This window comes from Streptococcus sp. LPB0220 (genome assembly GCF_008727815.1).
GTDB lineage: Bacteria > Bacillota > Bacilli > Lactobacillales > Streptococcaceae > Streptococcus.
Genome location: NZ_CP044230.1, coordinates 345,381 through 366,795 on the forward strand (window position 1 = coordinate 345,381; position 21,415 = coordinate 366,795).

At 44.2% G+C, this 21,415-nt stretch carries 19 protein-coding genes; 14 read left to right on the plus strand and 5 right to left on the minus strand.

Annotation, left to right across the window (positions count from 1 at the left end; translation table 11 throughout):
- Positions 1-17: 17 nt before the first annotated feature.
- From LPB220_RS01875 to LPB220_RS01920, 9 genes are all read left to right on the plus strand, one after another.
- Entirely contained in the window at positions 18-755 is a 738-nt protein-coding gene (locus LPB220_RS01875) for a hypothetical protein (RefSeq protein WP_150905283.1), read from the plus strand.
- A 584-nt stretch (positions 756-1,339) separates the two neighbouring features.
- Entirely contained in the window at positions 1,340-3,562 is a 2,223-nt protein-coding gene (pnp, locus tag LPB220_RS01885) for a polyribonucleotide nucleotidyltransferase (protein WP_150905285.1), read from the plus strand.
- 24 nt (positions 3,563-3,586) lie between these two features.
- Entirely contained in the window at positions 3,587-4,204 is a 618-nt protein-coding gene (cysE, locus tag LPB220_RS01890) for a serine O-acetyltransferase (protein WP_049516406.1), read from the plus strand.
- A 12-nt stretch (positions 4,205-4,216) separates the two neighbouring features.
- Positions 4,217-5,083 (plus strand): GNAT family N-acetyltransferase, encoded by an 867-nt coding sequence (locus tag LPB220_RS01895; RefSeq protein ID WP_049516407.1) that lies wholly within the window; start codon positions 4,217-4,219, stop codon positions 5,081-5,083.
- A gap of 20 nt (positions 5,084-5,103) precedes the next feature.
- Positions 5,104-6,447: a cysteine--tRNA ligase gene (gene cysS / locus LPB220_RS01900; RefSeq protein ID WP_049516408.1), complete on the plus strand. Its 1,344-nt coding sequence runs from the start codon at positions 5,104-5,106 to the stop codon at positions 6,445-6,447.
- Entirely contained in the window at positions 6,440-6,838 is a 399-nt protein-coding gene (locus LPB220_RS01905) for a Mini-ribonuclease 3 (RefSeq protein ID WP_003004765.1), read from the plus strand. Before cysS ends, LPB220_RS01905 begins: the two co-directional genes overlap by 8 nt.
- On the plus strand, positions 6,835-7,695 hold the full coding sequence (locus LPB220_RS01910) for a helix-turn-helix domain-containing protein (RefSeq protein ID WP_049516411.1): 861 nt from the start codon (positions 6,835-6,837) through the stop codon (positions 7,693-7,695). Before LPB220_RS01905 ends, LPB220_RS01910 begins: the two co-directional genes overlap by 4 nt.
- Before the next feature lie 124 nt (positions 7,696-7,819).
- Positions 7,820-8,950, plus strand: a complete 1,131-nt coding sequence (locus tag LPB220_RS01915) for an ABC transporter ATP-binding protein (RefSeq protein WP_003010064.1) — start codon at positions 7,820-7,822, stop codon at positions 8,948-8,950.
- A gap of 66 nt (positions 8,951-9,016) precedes the next feature.
- Positions 9,017-10,684, plus strand: a complete 1,668-nt coding sequence (locus LPB220_RS01920) for an alpha-glucosidase (RefSeq protein WP_150905287.1) — start codon at positions 9,017-9,019, stop codon at positions 10,682-10,684.
- Positions 10,685-10,743: 59 nt separating this feature from the next.
- On the opposite strand, the gene LPB220_RS01925 is transcribed toward LPB220_RS01920, so the two are convergent.
- Positions 10,744-13,965 carry an LPXTG-anchored zinc carboxypeptidase gene (locus tag LPB220_RS01925; RefSeq protein WP_150905289.1) on the minus strand — a complete coding sequence of 1,074 codons (3,222 nt, stop codon included), beginning with the start codon at positions 13,963-13,965 and terminating at the stop codon, positions 10,744-10,746.
- 114 nt (positions 13,966-14,079) lie between these two features.
- A complete protein-coding gene (locus tag LPB220_RS01930) occupies positions 14,080-15,042 on the minus strand; it encodes an aromatic acid exporter family protein (RefSeq protein ID WP_150905291.1) in 963 nt (320 codons plus the stop codon).
- Positions 15,043-15,138: 96 nt separating this feature from the next.
- Here LPB220_RS01930 and rlmB point away from each other — a divergent pair, with 96 nt between their 5' ends.
- From rlmB to rpsI, 5 genes are all read left to right on the plus strand, one after another.
- A complete protein-coding gene (gene rlmB, locus LPB220_RS01935) occupies positions 15,139-15,867 on the plus strand; it encodes a 23S rRNA (guanosine(2251)-2'-O)-methyltransferase RlmB (RefSeq protein WP_031576142.1) in 729 nt (242 codons plus the stop codon).
- An 18-nt stretch (positions 15,868-15,885) separates the two neighbouring features.
- Positions 15,886-16,398, plus strand: a complete 513-nt coding sequence (locus tag LPB220_RS01940) for an NYN domain-containing protein (RefSeq protein ID WP_003004212.1) — start codon at positions 15,886-15,888, stop codon at positions 16,396-16,398.
- A complete protein-coding gene (locus LPB220_RS01945; protein WP_134974611.1) occupies positions 16,398-17,261 on the plus strand; it encodes a DegV family protein in 864 nt (287 codons plus the stop codon). Before LPB220_RS01940 ends, LPB220_RS01945 begins: the two co-directional genes overlap by 1 nt.
- Before the next feature lie 152 nt (positions 17,262-17,413).
- Positions 17,414-17,860 (plus strand): 50S ribosomal protein L13, encoded by a 447-nt coding sequence (gene rplM / locus LPB220_RS01950; RefSeq protein ID WP_002876943.1) that lies wholly within the window; start codon positions 17,414-17,416, stop codon positions 17,858-17,860.
- A gap of 18 nt (positions 17,861-17,878) precedes the next feature.
- Positions 17,879-18,271, plus strand: a complete 393-nt coding sequence (gene rpsI / locus LPB220_RS01955) for a 30S ribosomal protein S9 (RefSeq protein WP_002893764.1) — start codon at positions 17,879-17,881, stop codon at positions 18,269-18,271.
- A 111-nt stretch (positions 18,272-18,382) separates the two neighbouring features.
- Here rpsI and LPB220_RS01960 read toward each other — a convergent pair whose 3' ends face one another.
- From LPB220_RS01960 to LPB220_RS01970, 3 genes are all read right to left on the minus strand, one after another.
- Positions 18,383-19,600 (minus strand): tyrosine-type recombinase/integrase, encoded by a 1,218-nt coding sequence (locus LPB220_RS01960; protein ID WP_150905293.1) that lies wholly within the window; start codon positions 19,598-19,600, stop codon positions 18,383-18,385.
- A 71-nt stretch (positions 19,601-19,671) separates the two neighbouring features.
- On the minus strand, positions 19,672-19,932 hold the full coding sequence (locus tag LPB220_RS01965; RefSeq protein ID WP_150905295.1) for a helix-turn-helix domain-containing protein: 261 nt from the start codon (positions 19,930-19,932) through the stop codon (positions 19,672-19,674).
- A 63-nt stretch (positions 19,933-19,995) separates the two neighbouring features.
- Positions 19,996-21,369: a Rep family protein gene (locus LPB220_RS01970; protein WP_150905297.1), complete on the minus strand. Its 1,374-nt coding sequence runs from the start codon at positions 21,367-21,369 to the stop codon at positions 19,996-19,998.
- Positions 21,370-21,415 lie beyond the last annotated feature (46 nt).

Here is a 21,415-nt window from a genome sequence, read left to right on the forward strand (position 1 = left end):
AAAATAAGGAGACAAACATGAAAAAATTTGGAACCTATTTACTAGCTGCTGTGCTATTACTTTCCCTAGCTGCCTGTGCTCCGAAACGCTATGAGCGTAAGCACAGTCCGGTAGAGTCTTCATCAGTCAAACAGTCATCTGACAAAGCCAAAGAAAAAGAGCAGTCGGAAGAAGCTAAGTCCGATGAAAATGACAAAGAAGCCATTGGGACCTTGTCTAAAGCGGACCAAGCGGATATCTATTCGATCATTGAAAACAGTGCGTCTTTGACCTATTCACTTCAGGTGCAACCGACTCGTTTGCTGGAGTTGAATAATGACCACAGTGCAGTTGAAGGCTACCCGCAAGACATGTTCATTGATTACTACAATACCTACACGCCGGGAACCTATAATTTACAAGATATCATTGATAAATTGAATGCAGAAGAAACATCGGATTCGATCCGCAGTCTTTCACAAGACAAGCTGATCCAACTAACAAATGACAAGAAAGACGGCTGGATCTATTCGACAAAAGACAAGGCCTTTTACGAAATTGTTCCTGGTGGTCGTGGGGGAGCGATGCCACCGATGGAGATTCCTTCACCTGATGAATGGGTGATCAATGAAGATTCGGTTGAAGTGACCACATCGATACAAGGGACTTCTGAACCATACAGACGCTTTGTCTTGAAGCGAAACAATAAGGACTATAAGGGTGGAACGCATAAAACACGCTTTTATGTCGACAGCACTGAATTCGTCAAATCGTAAAAATAAATGGAGACTATACCTAGCTCTAAAATTTTTATATAGAACTTACGGAAGATTCGCAGAAAAAGGCTCTCAAAGCCTTTTTCTTTTGGGCTTGAATATGTTAAAATAAAAGGTATACGTGCTTGGATACAAAGATGAGGATATAACATACAGATGGGTTGTTGAAAACAATGCTATCATGTGTAATTGAATACGCCTACAACTCTGTTGAAAAAGATAAATCCTCCTAGGAGCGGTCGCTCCGTCGTTGGATTTCCTATTTTCCTTTGAGTTGTTTAACGGCTTAGTATCTTGGGTAATTGAATTTTGGCCTCATTTCTTAGGAAAAAAGATAAGCTTCCTAGCACTCATCGAGTGCGGCGTCACCTTCCTATTTTTCTACAGAAATGTTCGGCAAGCCGAACCGTCCAAAATATCTTGATAGTTGAACACGGGCTAAATCCCTAGTGAAAAAGATAGATTTCCTTGTGTGCGTGGCACACTACGTCAATCTCCTATTTTCATACGGGATTCTACACGCCCTTTGTATCCTGATTTTTGTAGGCAAGTCGTATAATTTTATCAATCCAAAGGGGATTACAATGACAAAACAAGTGTTTCAAACGACTTTTGCGGGTCGTGAGTTGATCGTAGAGACTGGTCAGGTTGCTAAGCAAGCAAATGGCTCTGTTGTCGTGCGTTACGGTGAGTCAACTGTCTTGACGGCAGCTGTCATGTCTAAGAAGATGGCAACTGGGGATTTCTTCCCACTCCAAGTCAACTACGAAGAAAAAATGTATGCAGCTGGGAAGTTTCCTGGTGGCTTTATGAAACGGGAAGGACGTCCTTCAACGGATGCGACTTTGACAGCGCGTTTGATTGACCGTCCGATTCGTCCTATGTTTGCGGAAGGTTTCCGTAACGAAGTGCAAGTGATCAATACGGTCCTTTCTTACGATGAAAATGCCTCTGCACCAATGGCAGCCATGTTTGGTTCATCATTGGCCTTGTCTATCTCAGATATTCCATTTGATGGCCCAATCGCTGGAGTACAAGTAGGTTATGTGGATGGGGAGATCGTCATCAACCCAACGCAAGAACAAGCTGAGCGCTCGCTTCTTGAATTGACAGTAGCTGGTACCAAACACGCTATCAACATGGTAGAGTCTGGCGCTAAAGAATTGTCAGAAGAAATCATGTTGGAAGCTCTTCTGAAAGGACACGAAGCCGTTAAAGAATTGATTGCCTTCCAAGAAGAAATCGTTGCAGCAGTCGGTAAAGAAAAAGCAGAAGTGGAGTTGCTTCATGTAGATGCTGACTTGCAAGCTGAAATCATCGCAGCCTACAACAGTGACCTTCAAAAAGCAGTCCAAGTAGAAGAAAAATTGGCTCGTGAAGCTGCGACGCAAGCAGTGAAAGACCAAGTCACAGCAGTTTACGAAGAAAAATATGCAGACCACGAGGAATTTGACCGGATCATGCGGGATGTGGCTGAAATCTTGGAACAAATGGAACACGCAGAAGTGCGCCGTTTGATCACAGAAGACAAGGTTCGTCCTGATGGACGTAAGGTCGATGAAATCCGTCCTTTGGATGCACAAGTCGACTACCTTCCTCGTGTGCACGGTTCAGGTCTCTTTACGCGTGGCCAAACTCAGGCTCTTTCTGTCTTGACCTTGGCGCCAATGGGTGAAACGCAAATCATTGATGGTTTGGATCCAGAGTACAAGAAACGCTTTATGCACCACTATAACTTCCCTCAATACTCTGTTGGTGAAACAGGTCGTTATGGTGCACCTGGTCGTCGTGAAATTGGTCACGGTGCTCTCGGTGAGCGTGCCCTTGCTCAAGTATTGCCAAGCTTAGAAGAATTCCCATATGCCATCCGTCTAGTAGCAGAAGTATTGGAATCAAATGGTTCTTCATCTCAAGCCTCTATCTGCGCGGGAACACTTGCCCTGATGGCTGGTGGTGTGCCAATCAAGGCGCCAGTAGCTGGGATTGCCATGGGTCTGATCTCAGATGGAAACAACTACACCGTATTGACAGATATCCAAGGTTTGGAAGACCACTTTGGAGACATGGACTTCAAGGTAGCTGGTACGCGTGACGGGATTACAGCCCTTCAAATGGATATCAAGATCCAAGGGATCACTGCAGAAATCTTGACAGAAGCGCTTGCTCAAGCCAAGAAAGCTCGTTTTGAAATCCTTGACGTGATTCAAGCAACCATTCCGGAAGTTCGTCCAGAATTGGCGCCAACTGCTCCGAAAATTGATACCATCAAGATTGATGTGGACAAGATCAAGATTGTCATCGGTAAGGGTGGAGAAACCATCGATAAGATCATCGCAGAGACAGGCGTTAAGATTGATATCGATGAAGAAGGGAACGTATCGATCTACTCGAGCGACCAAGATGCGATTAACCGTGCTAAGGAAATCATTGCTGGTTTGGTGCGTGAAGCGAAGGTGGATGAAGTCTACCATGCCAAAGTAGTTCGGATCGAGAAATTCGGTGCCTTTGTCAACCTCTTTGACAAGACGGATGCCCTCGTTCATATCTCTGAAATGGCTTGGACGCGCACCAACCGTGTCGAAGACTTGGTAGCGATTGGCGATGAAGTCGATGTGAAGATTATCAAGATTGACGAAAAAGGTCGTGTCGATGCTTCTATGAAGGCACTATTGCCACGTCCGCCAAAACCTGAACATTCAGAAGAAAAAGGTGAAAAAGGTCCTCGTCATGGCGATCGTCCTCGTCACCACAATAAAGACCACAAACCTAAAAAAGACTTTACCATTACACAAAAAGATTCAGAATAATTATTAGAAAAGGAGGGGCACGGTATGGGATGGTGGCGTGAAACCATCAATATTGTAAAAGAAAATGACCCAGCAGCGCGTACCTCGCTGGAGGTCCTTTTGACCTATCCGGGCGTCAAAGCACTGGCAGCTCACCGTGTTTCCCACTTTTTGTGGAACCATGGTTTTAAGCTTCTAGCTCGGATGCATAGCCAATTTTGGCGTTTTTGGACTCAGATTGAGATCCATCCAGGTGCGACTATTGCTTCTGGTGTCTTTATCGACCATGGAGCGGGCCTTGTTATCGGGGAAACAGCCATTGTTGAAAAAGGCGTTATGCTCTACCACGGGGTGACCCTTGGGGGAACAGGGAAGGATGTCGGTAAACGCCATCCGACGGTTCGTGAAGGAGCCTTGGTCTCCGCTCATGCTCAGGTCATCGGTCCGATTGAGATTGGGGCCAAAGCCAAAGTAGGAGCGGGAGCGGTCGTGGTCTCCGATGTACCGAGTGATGTGACCGTTGTCGGAGTCCCTGCTAAAATTGTTCGTGTGCACGGTAAGAAGGATGAGCCAATCATTCACCAAGAAGAAGAAAAACGCGAATACTACGTGAATAAGATGGAGCATGCTAAGGAAGCCAGTCATCGGTCTTCTAGCTTGTAAGGAGATCGCTACGTGATTCAAGCAACCAATACATTGAATGACCACCAACTACTGGAAGCAAAGTCCCTTATTGCCATCTGTCAGAACGATGACGGAACTTTTCGGGATCCTTATCTCTCCAATATGCTCAATTTTGATCCCTATATGCCCGCCTTTTTCCTTTATTATGAAAAAGGTGAACTTATTGGCATATTAACGGTTTATGCAGATGACCCAGATGTGGATGTGGCGATCCTGGTCCATCCTAATTATCGTCGTCAGGGAATTGCGCGTGCTTTGTATGGAAGTTTTGAGAAAGAAACGGCATCTTATCCAATTGAGTCTGTGACTTTTCAGACAGAGCGTATTTTTCTAGAGAATCATCCTGATTTTGCCAGCAATTGGGGACTGGTTGAGGATGGCGAAACAGAAACCTGGTTAGGACGTGATCGAACCGCTTATGCATTAGATTCCCGTTCGGATGTCGGTGTGCTCTTGGCGGAACCTTCTTATCTTGAAGCCATTGCCCAGCTCCACCACCAAACCTTCTCAGATGAAGTGGAAGCACCGGAAGTGAGCCACAGATACATTTCAGAGGCCTTGAAGGATCCTGATAGTCTGCTTTACATATTACTCAAAGAAGGTCAAGTGATTGGCGTTTGTACGGTCGATGTATCTGGAAAATGCAATTACCTTTATGGACTTGCGATTGCTGAAGTCTATCGTGGGCAAGGTTACGGAAGCTATCTAGCAAAATCAGTCGTCAACCAAGTCATTGAGCAAAATGATAAGGAATTTCAGATTGCAGTGGAAGATGACAATGTAGGTGCTAAACGCTTGTATGAAAAGATTGGCTTTATCAAACAGACTCAGGTGGTTTACTTGAAGCCAAAAGAGTAGAAACAGAAAGGAAATGAAGCGTGTTAAAAATTTATGATACCATGTCTCGTGATCTGCGAGAATTTATCCCCATCGAGGAAGGAAAGGTCCGCATGTATGTTTGTGGACCAACGGTTTACAACTATATCCACGTAGGGAATGCCCGTTCAACGGTAGCCTTTGACACGATTCGTCGCTACTTTGAGTATCGTGGCTACGAAGTTGCCTACATTTCCAACTTTACAGATGTGGATGATAAGATCATCAACCGTGCCAAAGAAGAAGGCATCACACCTCAGGAAGTGGCAGACAAATATATTGCGGCCTTCCGTGAGGATGTGACGGCTCTTGGCGTGAAGCCTGCAACTCGCCATCCTCGTGTGGTCGAGTTTATGGATGACATCATTCGTTTTGTCGCTGACTTGATCGAAAAAGGCTATGCCTATGAGAGCCAGGGAGATGTCTATTTCCGTGTGGAAAAATCCCACAACTATGCAAAATTAGCCAACAAAACTCTAGAAGACTTGGAGCTAGGCGCTTCTGGTCGGACAGATGAGGAAACAGCCCGCAAGGAAAATCCAGTTGACTTTGCCCTTTGGAAAGCTGCCAAACCAGGAGAGATTTCCTGGGACAGCCCTTGGGGACCTGGTCGTCCTGGTTGGCACATCGAGTGTTCGGTCATGTCGACGGGAATTTTAGGGGATACTATTGATATCCACGGTGGTGGTGCTGACCTTGAGTTTCCGCACCATACCAACGAAATCGCTCAATCAGAAGCTAAGACCGGAAAAACTTTTGCCAATTACTGGATGCACAATGGCTTTGTCAATATTGATAATGTCAAGATGTCCAAGTCCTTAGGCAACTTTATCACTGTGCATGATGCATTGAAGACTATCGACGGCCAAGTGCTTCGTTTCTTCTTTGCAACCCAGCACTACCGCAAGCCCATTAACTTCACAGAAAAAGCGGTTCGCGATGCGGAGACCAACCTCAAGTATTTGAAAAACACCTATGAGCAACCGTTCACAGGAGAAGTGGATCCAGCAGACTTACAAGGCTTTGTGGACAAGTTTATCGCGGCTATGGATGAAGATATCAATGCGGCAAACGGCATCACCGTCGTCTTTGAATTGGCTAAATGGATCAATTCAGGTCACTACAATCAAGACGTCAAGGATGCCTTGACCAAGATGTTAGAAGTCTTTGGAGTGGTCTTTGTCGAAGAAGACTTGGATGCAGATATTGAAGCCTTGATCGCTGAACGTCAGGAAGCGCGGGCTAAGAAAGATTTTGCGCGAGCAGATGCCATTCGCGATGAATTGGCTGCACAAGGAATCAAGCTCTTGGATACAAAAGAAGGTGTAAGGTGGACACGTGATTGATGTCAATCTAATCAATGGGATTGCCCTTGCCTTTGAGGGAGATGCGGTCTATTCCATGTATATTCGCAGACACCTGATTTTTCAAGGGATGACCAAGCCCAATAAGCTTCACCAGGCTGCCACCCGCTATGTCTCTGCTAGAGCTCAGGCCAGCTTGATTGAAAGCATGCTGGAGCAAGAAATTCTGACAGAAAAAGAGTTGGAGATCTACAAGCGCGGTCGCAATACCAATAGCCATACCAAGGCCAAAAATGCGGATGTCGTGACCTATCGGATGTCGACGGGCTTTGAGGCTGTCATGGGCTATCTCCATATGACGGGGGAGCTCTCTCGGCTAGAAGAGCTGATTGACTGGTGCATCCAGCAAGTAGAAGAAGGAAGAAAGCAGTGAAAAATATCAGAGAGTGGTTTCCTCATGCAGAGGTGACGGATCAAGCCAATCCACCAGCTGGTTATGTAGCCATTCCCCTTCAGGCTCATCAATGGTTGCTGCTGAAGGAAGAAGAGCTAACCGAACGAGAAAAACAATTGATTTCCTGGTTGGGCGGTGAAGAAGAGGTTGCCCCTAATCCTTGGTACCAGTACCTGATCGATGGAAAGGGAGAAGCCCCTCAAGTCATCAAAAAAATGCAGCTTGTCTATTGCCACATTTCGCATTCGACAGCGGAAGGGACGGCTTCTTGGCTAGAGATGATGCAGACACTTTTGCCCAACTTCCGAGCAACCTTGCAACTGAGCGGACAAGATTATGTGCTCATTCTGGACCAAGACCAGTCTTTACCTGTGGCCGATATCTTAAAAGATACCGTCTCTGCCATGGAGTATGACTTCAATATTCGTTTATCTATCTTGGTCGGGCAAGTATGGACCGAGTCTAAAGACGGGAAAGTGTCTCCGGTCATCCGAGCAGAACGGGCGGTCTTTCGAGCCTGGATTCGAGAAGGCCATCAAGGTGTCTATCGCTTTTCTCAACTCTATCTATGGGGAATCGAGCAGGCAGATTTAGATCTCACTCCAATCAAGGCAAGCTTGCATCAGTTGATTGAAAGTCAAGATCAATTGCAAGACATCATTGTTGCTCTTTGGGACAATGGGGCAGTCGTCACCAAGGCCGCCCAGCAACTCTATCTCCACCGCAATTCGCTCCAATATAAGATTGACAAGTGGGAGGAGTTGACGGGTCTTCAGTTGAAAAATCTGACAGATCTAGCCCTGTGCTATCATTTAGTTTTACAAGATGTGATTTAAACGGAATCAATCCAGAGTTTTGTGCAACTTGCACAAAACTCTTTTTCTTTTTTGTGAGACTTGCCATAGATTTGTAAAACGTTTTCATTTACAATAGAACTATAAAAATCAAAGGAGTACCATCATGGTAGAATTGAATCTTAGTCACATTTATAAAAAATATCCAAATAGCGAACATTACTCAGTTGAAGACTTCAACTTGGACATCAAAGACAAAGAATTTATCGTTTTCGTAGGTCCTTCAGGATGTGGTAAATCAACGACTCTTCGTATGATCGCTGGTCTTGAAGACATCACAGAAGGTGAATGTTCAATCGATGGCACTGTTGTAAACAACGTGGCACCTAAAGACCGTGATATCGCCATGGTATTCCAAAACTACGCTCTTTACCCACACATGACTGTGTACGATAACATGGCCTTTGGTTTGAAATTGCGTAAATACAGCAAGGAAGATATCGACAAACGTGTACAAGAAGCAGCTGAAATCCTTGGCTTGAAAGAATTCTTGGATCGTAAACCAGCTGACCTTTCTGGTGGTCAACGTCAACGTGTGGCCATGGGTCGTGCCATTGTCCGTGATGCAAAAGTGTTCTTGATGGACGAACCTTTGTCAAACTTGGATGCTAAACTTCGTGTATCCATGCGTGCTGAAATTGCGAAAATCCACCGTCGTATCGGAGCTACAACAATCTACGTAACCCACGACCAAACAGAAGCGATGACATTGGCTGACCGTATCGTTATTATGTCTGCTACTAAAAACCCAGCTGGTACAGGTACTATCGGACGTGTAGAACAAATCGGTACTCCGCAAGAAGTGTACAAAAACCCAGTCAACAAATTCGTAGCTGGATTCATCGGAAGCCCTGCCATGAACTTCATTAACGTGAAATTGGAAGGTGGACACATCGTTGCCAATGGATTGAACTTGAAAGTTCCAGAAGGTGCTTTGAAAGTCTTGAAAGAAAAAGGCTATGATGGTAAAGAATTGATCTTTGGTATCCGTCCAGAAGACGTGAATACAGAAGCTGCTTTCCTTGAAACATTCCCAGAATCAGTCGTGAAAGCAACCATCTCTGTATCTGAGTTGCTTGGTTCAGAATCTCACTTGTACTGCCAAGTTGGTGACAACGAATTCATCGCTAAAGTAGATGCGCGTGACTACCTTGGAACTGGTGAAACCATCGAACTTGGATTTGACTTGAACAAAGCTCACTTCTTCGACAAAGAAACTGAAAAAACAGTATACTAATAAGTGCTGACACTGTAGAGACTGAGACGATATGTCTCAGTCTCTTTCATTTTAAGGAGACAAAACATGGAAAAAGACTGGTGGAAGGGGAAGGTCGCTTATCAGATCTACCCAAAAAGCTTCAAAGACAGCAATGGAGATGGTGTTGGGGATTTAAAAGGAATCACGGAGAAACTCGATTACCTTCAAGACTTAGGGATTGATATTCTCTGGTTATCCCCTATTTACAAGAGTCCGTTTATTGACCAGGGTTACGATATTTCCGATTATTATGCCATTGATCCTATTTTTGGAACGATGGAAGATATGGAAGAGTTGATCGCTGAAGGCAAGAAGCGAGGCATTTCCATCATTATGGACTTGGTGGTCAACCACTGCTCCAGTCATCACGAATGGTTCCAAAAGGCTTTAGCGGATCCAGATGGCCCTTATGCGGATTACTTTTATTTCATCGAAAGTGACAAGGAACCCAACAACTGGGAAAGTTACTTTGGAGGCAGTGTTTGGGAACCGGTTCCTGGCACTAATAAATACTATCTCCATTCTTTCCACAAGGATCAGCCAGACCTCAATTGGCAAAATCCTGTCTTGCGCGAAGAGATATATAAGATGATCAATTGGTGGTTGGACAAGGGAATTGCAGGCTTCCGGATTGATGCCATTATCAATATCAAAAAGGATTTAGAATGGCGTTCGCTTCCGTCCGATCGCGAAAATGGCTTGGTTCCAGTACCGGAGTCTCTGGTCAATGCCCAACCGATTGAACCTTTCTTGCAAGAGTTAAAGGAGCGGACTTTTGCCAAGTACAACGCCTTCACAGTAGGGGAAGTTTTCAATGAAACTGACGAAGAGTTGCACTTCTTTATTGGAAAAGATGGTGTCTTCTCTTCCATCTTTGACTTCAAACAAACCATGCTGGGGCAAGAAGGAAAAGGCTGGTTCGACCATGCTCTTCCAACAGCGGATGAACTCAAGGAAAGTATTTTCCAAGCGCATGAGCGCGCGGATTGCATTGGGGTTCTATCGACCATCATTGAAAACCACGACGAACCTCGTGGAGTGTCCCATTATATTGCTGAAGGTCCAGTAAACGATACCAGTAAAAAGGCCTTAGGAACCATACAGATTTTGCGCAAGGGAATTCCTTTTATCTATCAAGGCCAAGAAATTGGGATGGAAAACCAAGTCTTTGAATCAGTGGGGGACTTTGATGATATTGCGACCATCAATGGTTATCATGTTGCTAAAGAAGCTGGTTTGAGTGAGGAAGAAGCATTAGCTGCGATTGCCAAATACAGCCGGGACAATGCACGGACACCCATGCAATGGTCAAGAGAGCCAGGTCTTGGCTTTAGCGATGGGGCAGCTTGGTTGATCAGTCCCAAACCAGATATTGCCATCAATGTGGAAGATCAGGAAAAGGATCCAAATTCCATCTTGAATTATTATCGCCAGTTGACGGCCTTGTATCGCCATCCCCTCTATGGAAATACTATCCGGTTCGGAGATATGATCCCAGCGTATCGCGACCGTGAAAACATCATCGCCTTTGAACGCCGTGGGGACAAGCGTCTCTTGGTTGTCAGCAATTTCCAAAATCGCCAGGCCGCTTTAGAGTTGCCAGCTCCGATTAAAACGGTCGTTTTAAATAATACAGCAGGATTATTCCAAGAAGGAAACCAAGTGCTCGAATTAGTCCCTTACCAAACGGTTGTGTTGGAATTGGCAGAATAGAAAAGAACCTTCGCAGAGGCGAAGGTTCTTTTCATGTCATCCAAGTCTAAACCTGGAACTTACTCAACTTCTTTCTTTTTCAAGAGGAGGAAGCCTCCGCTAACGGCTAACAAGAAGCCTGAAAGAATGAAGTGCGCAGTTGTGTCTTCTCCAGTTTGTGGCAATTGTGCCTTGGCTGGACTTTCTTGGAAGCTTTGTCCTACTTGGTAAGTCAAGGCTTGCACGCTTTCTTCATTTTTTGTTGTCATTTCTTTTTGTGGAAGGAGCACTTTAGGAGTATCCTTCTTGGCTAAGATTGGCTGTGGATTGCTTGTTTGGTTATGAATTGGAACCACCACTTGATCTGGTTCTTTAGCTGGAACGTAATCCATCAAGCTTGCCAACTTGCTGCCAAAGATCGCATTGGTTACCCAGCGGAAGAAGTGGACAGGGTGTTGACGGTTGGTTGGATTTCCTGCATAGACAAAGAGTGGTTGTCCCATCAGTTCTCCAGAGATGGCCATGACTTTGTTGGCCAGAACATCATTATGTGGCCACCAACCTGCAATATAATAATCGCTCGGAGCGATGCTCATCAAGGTCTTGAAATGTTCTGGAACCTTTTCAATCCAGTTTCCTGAGTTGGAGTAGAAGAGGGTATTCTTCTTGTATCCGCTGGTCAATGGATCCTGATCATCAATGATCGCTTTCATCAAGCCTTCGTAGTCACTACCGCCTTTTAGTTTTTCAGCGTCAAATCCTGTAAGAACTCCCAATTTTTCCAGCTTTTGCATGGCTTCCCCACCAATGACAAGGGTTGGTTTCTTGCCAAAAATGGAAGCGTCAAAGCGGTTGCTTTCCAAAATAACAACATCCGCTTCTTCTGGTGTATTGACGATTTGGAAGCCTAATTTTTCAAGGACCAGACTAGTATGAGCAGGCGCATCTACTCCAGCCCAATTATAGTGGTAGTTCGGAGAGTAAACCTTCATCGGTTTCAAGGTTGGTCCACTTGGCACCTTGTAGAGGGCATCACCATAAATGGCATAGTTTGGTAGGAGCGAAGCAAAGGTATCGCGGTCAACGATGTAGCCATCATCTGTTAGGTAGACAGATTTTCCTTGCGCGATGGCCTGGTTGACAGCTTTAACGGCACTGGCTGAGGTATTTGCGATCACATAGTAAGGAGCTTTTGGATCGATCTCAGAGGTACGAGTGGCGCGGGTGGTGGTGACTTCTCCTAATTTTCCGTTGAAAAGACCATCCGCAAAGACAGGTTCTGACTTGAACCCTCTCATATCTGGGAAGTTGACCAGCAACTCTGCGTACATAGCAGCCCAGGCAGATTCGTTGGAGCCCTTGTAGAGAATGTGGTTGGCATAGCCACGTTTGGCTTGGGCCATGTCAATGACCAAGTCCCCTTTTTTGTAGGGACCTGTATCTTTTTTGAGCTCTTTGACGAGGACACCATTGCGTTTGAAGTAGTCGATCATATTGAAGGCTTCTTGGGCATCGTTGTCTTTGTCGAGGCTCATTGGGATGACGTAGTAGTCTGGGAAGAATTTCGGACGACCGTTTTTCACACGTCCCACGATTTCTCCATTTGGGCCGACCAGTTCATTTTCAGCTTTTGGATCTTCGGTTTTATTGAGACCGCGCAGGTAGAAGTTGAGACGCATCTCAAGGAGACGGTCCGGATCTTGGTTGAGGAAGTCAATTCCGCCTAGGACAGCATTGCGACCTGCTTTGTAGGATTCTTCATTTCCTTCTGGAATTTCGATAGTATGGCCTAAGATACCATGGTAGACAGCATAAACTCCTGTATAGCCAGAGAAGGAGTCATCCCAGCCATCGCCCCAATCCAGTTTTGGAATGATGTAACTATTGTATTTAGAATTGGCAACTCCTGCCCGTCCCATATGATGGGCATTTTCTAGCATCAGGTCTGACAGAAGATCGTATTCGAAGTTCGGATCATGTGGTGGCGTTGCAGGTTCGATTAAGAATTCTTTGACAAAACCGTGTAAGTCGTAGAGAGCAATCGGATTCCACTTGTTGATCATTTGGATAACCGTGCGAACTTCCGGATTTGTTTGGTAGCTGGCATCCCGGTTTGGATCGAGCCCGTTTGCTAGGGCCCGCAGGTTGAGAGCATCCCCATCTGGGTTTTCCGTGAAGTCAAATAAGAAGATGAATTTATTGAGCAGGGTTGGAATATCTAGCGTGACTGTTTTAGCATTTCCAGCTTCATCGGTGGTGTTAAAGGTTACCTTTTCCTTGGTCGCAAAGGTATTGAAGAGGCCTGTGATAATGTCAATGCCTGGCTGCTCATCCGCGTGGGTATTGTGGACTAAGACAGGTAATTTGTAATCCAAGGTCTTGTCTTTTAGTGCGGCCAGCATTTCGCTTGGCTTAGTCAAAGCTGTAGGGTTGGTACTAGACAGGTAGTGATCGATGCTGGCTTGGTCCTTACTCACGATCCCCATCTTCATATCCCGTCCTTGGGCACTCTTTCCAAGAGTTTCCAGCTGCACCAAACGATCGGGTTTCGCTTCTTCCTTGGATTTTTCGATAGCAGCTAGCATCTCTTCATGCGTATGGTAGTCCTGATAAGGTCGAAAAACAAGGGTCTTATTGATGGTGATTCCTAAGTCTGCATTGGTCCCGACCAGTTCATGGTTGCCGATGTAATTGCGGTAAGTCCGGCGAATATTATTTGGGCTACGAAGACTAAGATCTTGACCAAAGAGATCCTGCACGTCGATGTGGAGATCCAGATCATTGCCGTTTGCGGTCTCTGTGATAGTAAGGAATGGATCCTTGCTCAGTGTTCCTGTCTCCATATCCCAAGTTTTCCACTCAGAGAGTGGCTTATTGTCTAAGGTCCAGTTGATCTTGCCAGCAGCTTGAGCTTTTTCTTGGACTTTGTCATCAATCGTGCTCTTTTCAGAGAGATAAATGGTGCTATTCTCCAATCGAGTCGCTTGGTCAGCGGTTGTTGTCGCACGGTTAGTGACTGGACTAGCGGCTGGAGCAACTTCTGTACTAGAAGCCACATCAGAAGTCGCTGCTGTTTCTGCAGGACTAGCAGGAGTTACTTCTGTGGCTGTAGCAGGACTGGTCGTCTCGGCTGTCACAGGTTGCTCAGTAGCAGGTGTCGCTTCAAGGACCGTGCTTGGTTCCGCTTGAGGCGCTTCTAAGCTATCGGCTGAAGCTTGGCCATGACCGATAACGGAAAGCAAGACAGCCGCTGAGAGGCTGAGTGTTGTAGTGTACAAATGTTTCTTATACGAAGACTTCATATAGAAGACCCTCCTTAAAAAGTTATTTTCCATTTCTAGTATACCATTTTAGGAAAGCGTTTACAACAACTGCCTGAATAAAAAAGCCTTTGCATCTTGCAAGGGCTTCTTTGTCTATTCTGTCTCCTTATGAAATTGTTGGTAAAAATCAACCTTGATTTGGATAAAAGTTTCTAAGTCTCTTAAGAGTTGGAGCAAGGTGGCGCGTGTTTCGAATTCTTCACGGGTCTTGGGAAGAGGGCGTTCGCGGAAGATCGCTAAATACTGACTAATATCATCTAGAAGATCTTGGGCAGGATTTTCCTGGCTTAACTGTTGAGCCGTCTTCTTAAATAGTTGTGCCAGGATTATGCTTTCACTCGCCGCTAACTGACAGCGATTGACATTTTCTGCCATATCCCGCAGGATATCATTTTGGCGTTTGCGCATTTCGAAGTAGTGAATATGGTAGTTGGTTTGGTGAAAGAGGTGGTTGGAATGGTCCAGATAGACTAGATTCAAGGCATCCTGTAGGATGCTATCCAACTCCTTGATCAAGCGCGCATCGTTGCGACCATCCCCTTTACCAAGTAATTCCGCAAAACGGGCAAGAATCTTCTTTAGTTGGTCTTCGACAACATCATGATAGTGATCGATCGCTGCCTGGTGAGAGGGCATATAGAGATTGGCTAGTAAGGCAAAGCTGGTTCCTATTAAAAAGAGGGCAAGTTCATTGAGCAAGAGCCCCCAGGAGGTAGACTGCTCAATCAAGAGATGGGTGACGAGGACCGTACTAGGGGTGATGCCGATCTGCCAGCCCATTAGAAAGGCGCATGGAACATAGAGAGCGATAAAGACTCCCAGTGCCCAAAGGTTGAAGCCAAAAAAGGAAAAAGCGAGACTTCCGATCACAAGGGCCAGCAAAGTCGACATAAAACGCTGATAGGCTTGCTTGATCGTACTGCGACGCGTATCAGAGATACTCAAGATGGCAATGACGCCAGCTGAGATGGCATAGGTCAAGCCCAGAGCATAAGCAAGGGCAGCTGCTAAACAGGTGGCCAAGGTGAGCTTGATGGTTCGTTGAAAAAGAGGCATGGCTTCCTTTCTATTTTGCTGGTTTCGCTGAGATAGATTTCATTTCATTATATCATGAATTGGCCTCATCCTCCTTTCTTGTGGTATACTAGTTCTATGGAAAATAACGATATCGTATACGGTGTCCATGCAGTCACCGAGGCTTTACAAGCCAATACAGGCAATAAATTATATATTCAAGAAGACCTCCGAGGAAAAAATGTCGATAAGATCAAGACCTTAGCAGCTGAAAAGAAGGTGTCGATTTCTTGGACGCCAAAGAAAACCCTGCAGGAAATGACAGAAGGAGCTGTTCACCAAGGCTTCGTTCTTCGTGTGGCAGCCTTTGCTTACACAGACTTGGCAGCGATTCTGAAACAGACAGCCCAAGAAGAGAACCCGCTTTTGTTGATTCTCGATGGTTTAACAGATCCGCACAATCTTGGATCTATCCTACGGACAGCTGATGCGACCAATGTATCAGGAGTCATCATTCCTAAGCACCGGGCAGTCGGGGTAACCCCAGTGGTTTCTAAAACTTCTACCGGAGCAGTGGAACACATTCCCATTGCGCGTGTGACCAATCTTAGCCAAACCTTAGACAAGCTAAAGGAAGAGGGTTTCTGGGTCTTTGGAACCGACATGAACGGCACGCCATCGCACCAGTGGAATACGGCAGGCAAGTTAGCCTTGATCATTGGCAATGAAGGAAAAGGAATCTCAGCCAACATCAAAAAGCAAGTCGATGAGATGATTACCATTCCCATGAATGGTCATGTGCAAAGCCTCAATGCCAGTGTGGCAGCAGCCATCCTTATGTATGAGGTCTTTCGCAATCGACTATAATCCTAGAAAGGCAATGATATGAAACGAAAAATCTTATTGGTTGACGGCTATAATATGATTGCCTTTTGGCAGGAGACCCGCCAGCTCTTTCAAAAAAGTGAGCTCGATGCAGCCCGCAATATCCTCCTGCAAAAACTGAGCCACTATGCTAGCTTTGAAGGGATCGAAGTCATCTGTGTCTTTGATGCCCAGTATATGCCAGGAGTGCGGCAGACCTATGAGGAGTTCAATGTTCAGGTGGTCTTTACCGGTGAGGATGAGACGGCAGATGACTATATCGAGCGCTTGGCGGCAGAGCTTAACACGCCCCTCCACCAAGTATCGGTAGCAACCAGTGACTTAAATGAGCAATGGACCGTCTTTGCTCAAGGAGCCCTTCGGGTATCTGCCAGAGAGTTAGAAAAACGGGTCGCAGTCGTCAAAGGAAACCTTAATCAAGCGCAGCGAGTGGTGAACGATCAAAAACCACCCATGCGACCACTCGATCACGAAGTATTGCGACAATTACAAGAAATGATGGGAGACAAGTAATGACATTTGCTATTTTGACAGATTCGACCGCAGATTTAGACCAAAACTGGGCCAAGGAACATCAGGTGACCATTCTTGGCTTGACCATTGAGTTAGATGGGACGGTTTACCAGACAGTAGGCCAAGCTCAATTGACCAGCCCTGAGCTTTTAGAAGCCATGAAAAATGGGGCCAAACCGACAACCAGTCAGGTCAATGTGGGCCAATTTCAGGAGACCTTTAAGCACTTTGCAAAAGATGGAAAAGCTGTACTTTATGTAGCCTTTTCATCTGTCTTATCTGGGACCTATCAGAGTGCAGTCATGGCACGAGACCTGGTTTTAGAAGACTACCCGGAAGCCGTGATCGAGATTGTCGATCCGAAGGCTGCTGGGATTGGAGAGGGTTATCTGGTCATGCGAGCAGTAGCTGCGCGTGATGCGGGCCGTTCATTAGCAGAAGCCAAGGAAGAAATCATGGATCTAGCGCCAAAACTTCGGACCTATTTCCTGGTCGATGACCTCTACCACCTCATGCGTGGCGGTCGCCTTTCAAAGAGTGCCGCGATCATGGGAAGTCTAGCCAGCATCAAACCCATTCTCTGGATAGATGCGGAAGGAAAATTAGTTCCTATCAGCAAGGTTCGGGGGCGCAAAAAAGCTGTCCGAGAATTACTGGAGTTGATCAAAGCCGATATCGGTGGAAGCACAGCCTTGGTGTCTTATACCAACGATCTAGAAGGAGCAGAAGCACTGAAGCAAGAAATGCTTGCACTTGAAGGCATTGATGAAGTCCTCGTGATGCCTCTTGGACCAGTTATTTCAGCCCACGTTGGCCCGAATTCCTTGATCGGATTTGTCATTGGAAAAGAAAATCGTAAATAATTTTCCAAATCGGTTGACTTTTATCTTAGAATTTTGATACAATAGTAGGCGGTATTGTTTACCCCATTTGTAAGGCCCCGGAACCTTTCAAATAACTCGCGGACCGGAACATCCGCCCTGTAAACAAAAACGACATTCATATAGGAGAAATCATGAACAAAACTACATTCATGGCTAAACCAGGCCAAGTAGAACGCAAATGGTACGTTGTTGACGCAACTGATGTACCTCTTGGACGCCTTTCAGCAGTTGTTGCTAGCGTGCTTCGCGGAAAAAACAAACCAACATTCACACCTCACACTGATACAGGTGACTTCGTAATCGTTATCAATGCTGAAAAAGTTAAATTGACTGGTAAAAAAGCAACTGATAAGATCTACTACACTCACTCAAACCACCCAGGTGGATTGAAATCAATCTCTGCTGGTGAACTTCGTTCTAAAAATGCAGTTCGTTTGATCGAGAAATCAGTTAAAGGTATGCTTCCACACAATACTCTTGGCCGCGCTCAAGGTATGAAATTGAAAGTATTCGTTGGAGCTGAGCACACTCACGCTGCACAACAACCAGAAGTTCTTGATATTTCAGGACTTATCTAAGGAAAGGAACAATAAAGTATGTCACAAGCACAATATGCAGGTACTGGACGTCGTAAAAACGCTGTTGCACGCGTTCGCCTTGTTCCAGGAACTGGTAAAATCACTGTTAACAAAAAAGATGTTGAAGAGTACATCCCACACGCTGACCTTCGTCTTGTAATCAACCAACCATTCGCAGTTACTTCAACTGCAGGTTCATACGACGTTTTCGTTAACGTTGTAGGTGGTGGATACGCTGGTCAAGCAGGAGCTATCCGTCACGGTATCGCTCGTGCCCTTCTTCAAGTAGACCCAGACTTCCGCGATTCATTGAAACGCGCAGGACTTCTTACACGTGACTCACGTAAAGTTGAACGTAAGAAACCAGGTCTTAAGAAAGCTCGTAAAGCTAGCCAGTTCTCTAAACGTTAAGAAACGGCTACAATACAGCATTTATCAACACTTCATGGTTCACACCATGGGGTGTTTTTTGATGTTTTTTTTAGCAAAATTCACACCACTTTTCACACCAAATTCACACCATTACTTTTTAAGGTTACGGTAGGCAATTTCACCAACAGCCATTGGTATGACATTTGAAGTGTTGACATAGGTCTTAGTTGTGAGAGTATCGCTATGCGTTAACGCTTCGGAAATAGCTTCAATAGATGTTCCAGCCTGTCTAGCTAGTGTTGCGCCTGTATGTCTTAATTTATGGGGTGTTGCATGTGCAAGTTCTGGATGACGACGTCTGACTGACTTCATCTTGTTGTTAAGATAATCGGCATGTAGTCGGCTATTTACATTTCCTTTTGTATCAATATACGTAAAAACATACTGTTCAGGAGTTTGCATGATGTTAAATGAAGCCAGTTCAGATTTTTGTTGCTTCTTCCAAGAATTTAACAAGCCGGTAAGTTCTTGTGGAATCGAAAAAATCGTTTTTTTGTTCCCCTTTGTAGATTTTGGATGTTTGTATTTGTCTAAAGCTTGGACTAATTGGATTTCATGCTTCATAGTGTTGATGTGTTTCCATTGCAAAGCATAGCTTTCGGATTTTCTATCTCCTAAGAAAAAGGTGGTGTAGAATAGCACATAATCCTTGAATGAAAGCTTACCGTTTTCTAAGTCATCTTCAAACGCTGTAAACCATGCTTGAAGTTCTTCTTGAGATAGATATAAATCTTCGTCTTTTTTAGCTTCTTGTAACTTGATTTTCTTAGTGGCTTTGATACGACTTATTGTTTTTGATAGTCGGTTAGTTTCGATATATTCCAATTCCTCAGCCCAATCAAAGATTGAATTAACATAGCTTTTAATCACCCTAAAGTTTGCATATTCTTCGGCTTTTTGGGTTAAGAGGTTCAAGACGACTTGTTTATTCTGGTTGAGAAAGTCAATGGAATAATTGCCAAGCATAGGTAAGATATGCTTCCTAAAGACAATTTCTGTTCCGTCAATTGTTGCTTGTGATGGTGGTTTTGTAGTTGAGGTTGTTTGACCTGCCTTGTAAGATTCCCACCAAATGTTTTGGTAGAATTCTGAGAATAGCATTGAATCGCTATTTTCTAAAGAAGCTGATTCACCATTTAGGATTCTATCAAATTTATTTTGTAATTCGAGTTCGTATTTTTTAGCATCACTCCTTTGTTTGAACCGTTTTTCTATCACTTTTTTATTAATTCCCAATGAGGATTTGACTTCTTCTGGGACATAGATACGTAAGCGATAAGTTCCGTTTTTAGTTTTTGTAATTGACATAGTATTCTCCTTTTTTGAATTGAGCTAGAAAAATACCGTGGCTTTATTATAAACAAACCACGGTAAAAATGCTACTGATTTTGTAACCAACGATTGATTTCAGATTTGCTAAAGCGAACAGTTTTACCAACTCGAATGATGGGTAAACCTTTTTTAATCCAGTTATCTAGTGTATTGTTCGAAATACTTAGGTAGTTACAGGTTTGTTGCTTGTTCATAAATGGACTATCAATATTGCTATTATCTAGTCGATTTTCAATTTCTTGCTTGATTAAGTCAGCGATCAAATGCTGAATTTGGTGAATCTGTTCATCTGGTAGAATGACTTCCATGTTTTACCTCGCTTGAGTTTTTAATGTTAGTATGAGATAATAGCAACAACAAAAGTAGTTGTGCTATTTTTGTTGATTGTTTGGGTTATCGTTGTTCGTTTGGTCGCTTGCATCGATAACCTTTTTTGTTTTGTTCCAATTCATATTTGTCGTCACTGTTTCTAGAATTTCTTCTAACGCCTCATCTCGCTGAATAGCAGGAGACTTTTGAAAAGTGTAAGAATGGTGGACCCGAATGTTAGTTCCGAAGGCTTCTATTGTGCTTTCCTCTGCTGTTTTTTCGTGAGGACAAACATGAAAAATGTCATTGTGTATGTGTACTAACAAGTCAATTCTTCGTACAAATTGTCCTAAGTCTTCATTGTGGTTTCCATTCGCAAAATAGAATAGCTCAACTGGTAACTTTGTACTTGTTATTATAATCACTCTTGCTGAGCCCATTTTATTATGATAACGAGCTGATATTGGACTTATTGTGTATGGATCTAATAACTTTAACCAGTCGGAAACAGTGAAACTATTTCCTTTAATATCATCAAGGAATAGAATTTCTTGACCGCTGTATTCGTCGAATGCATTTGTAGAAGCAGTCATACATGCTTCCCAATTTAATCCATTTTTCACTGCGCTTGCTTGAATAAGCTCTATCAAGTCTTTGCTGAGTTTCGTTTTTCCTACACCGCTACTAGCTTGTATAAAAATTACTGTCTTCTTAAATTTTCCTGCTTCAAGTTCTGCTATTGTACGGTAACTTCTACGCTCCCCAGCAGTTTCTAAGGCTTCGTTTATTTTGCGTTTATGTTGGCCGTAGATAGCATAATACTCATCTGTTAGCATGATATTACGCTTAGTCACTTCACCATCTAATATCCGTTCAACTAGCCAATCAACACTGAGGTTTGTTTCCTTAGCTTTTTTTGTTGCTCTACCTTTAAGCCATGTCTCTATGCTTCGATTGTAGATGCTTGTGTAATCTTCTCCTAAGACGGTGGTGACTTCTTCTGGCCGGTATTGATATTTTGTTTCGTCTTTTGCATGTGTCAAGTATGCTAAGCAATTGTCATAACCATACCTACCGGACTTGAGCTTTTCTAAGTACTGAGGTTCAATCCCTATAGCTAAGGCTATTTTATTTAAAGAAGCTCCCCTCTCAAATTTAAAGAGAAAGTGAACGTGAATTGCTTTCTTCTCAATAGAATTTTTCATTAGTTTTTGATCCCAAACACGTACTTCATCTTTGTCGTGTTTAATACCATAAGCTTCTTTAACGGTGATATTAGCTTTATTTAACTTATTAATCACCGTTTCAAGTAAAGGACGTATATCACCATCTCTGGCTAGCTTTACGGATGTTATATCATCCCAAGTTTTCCAATGTTCATCCTCTAATTGTTGGACCAACATAATTGCAGTAAGATTTGCTTCTTTCTTCCCCATGGTTATAGTTACCTCATTTAATTTTATTATTCTTCTAACTATTCCC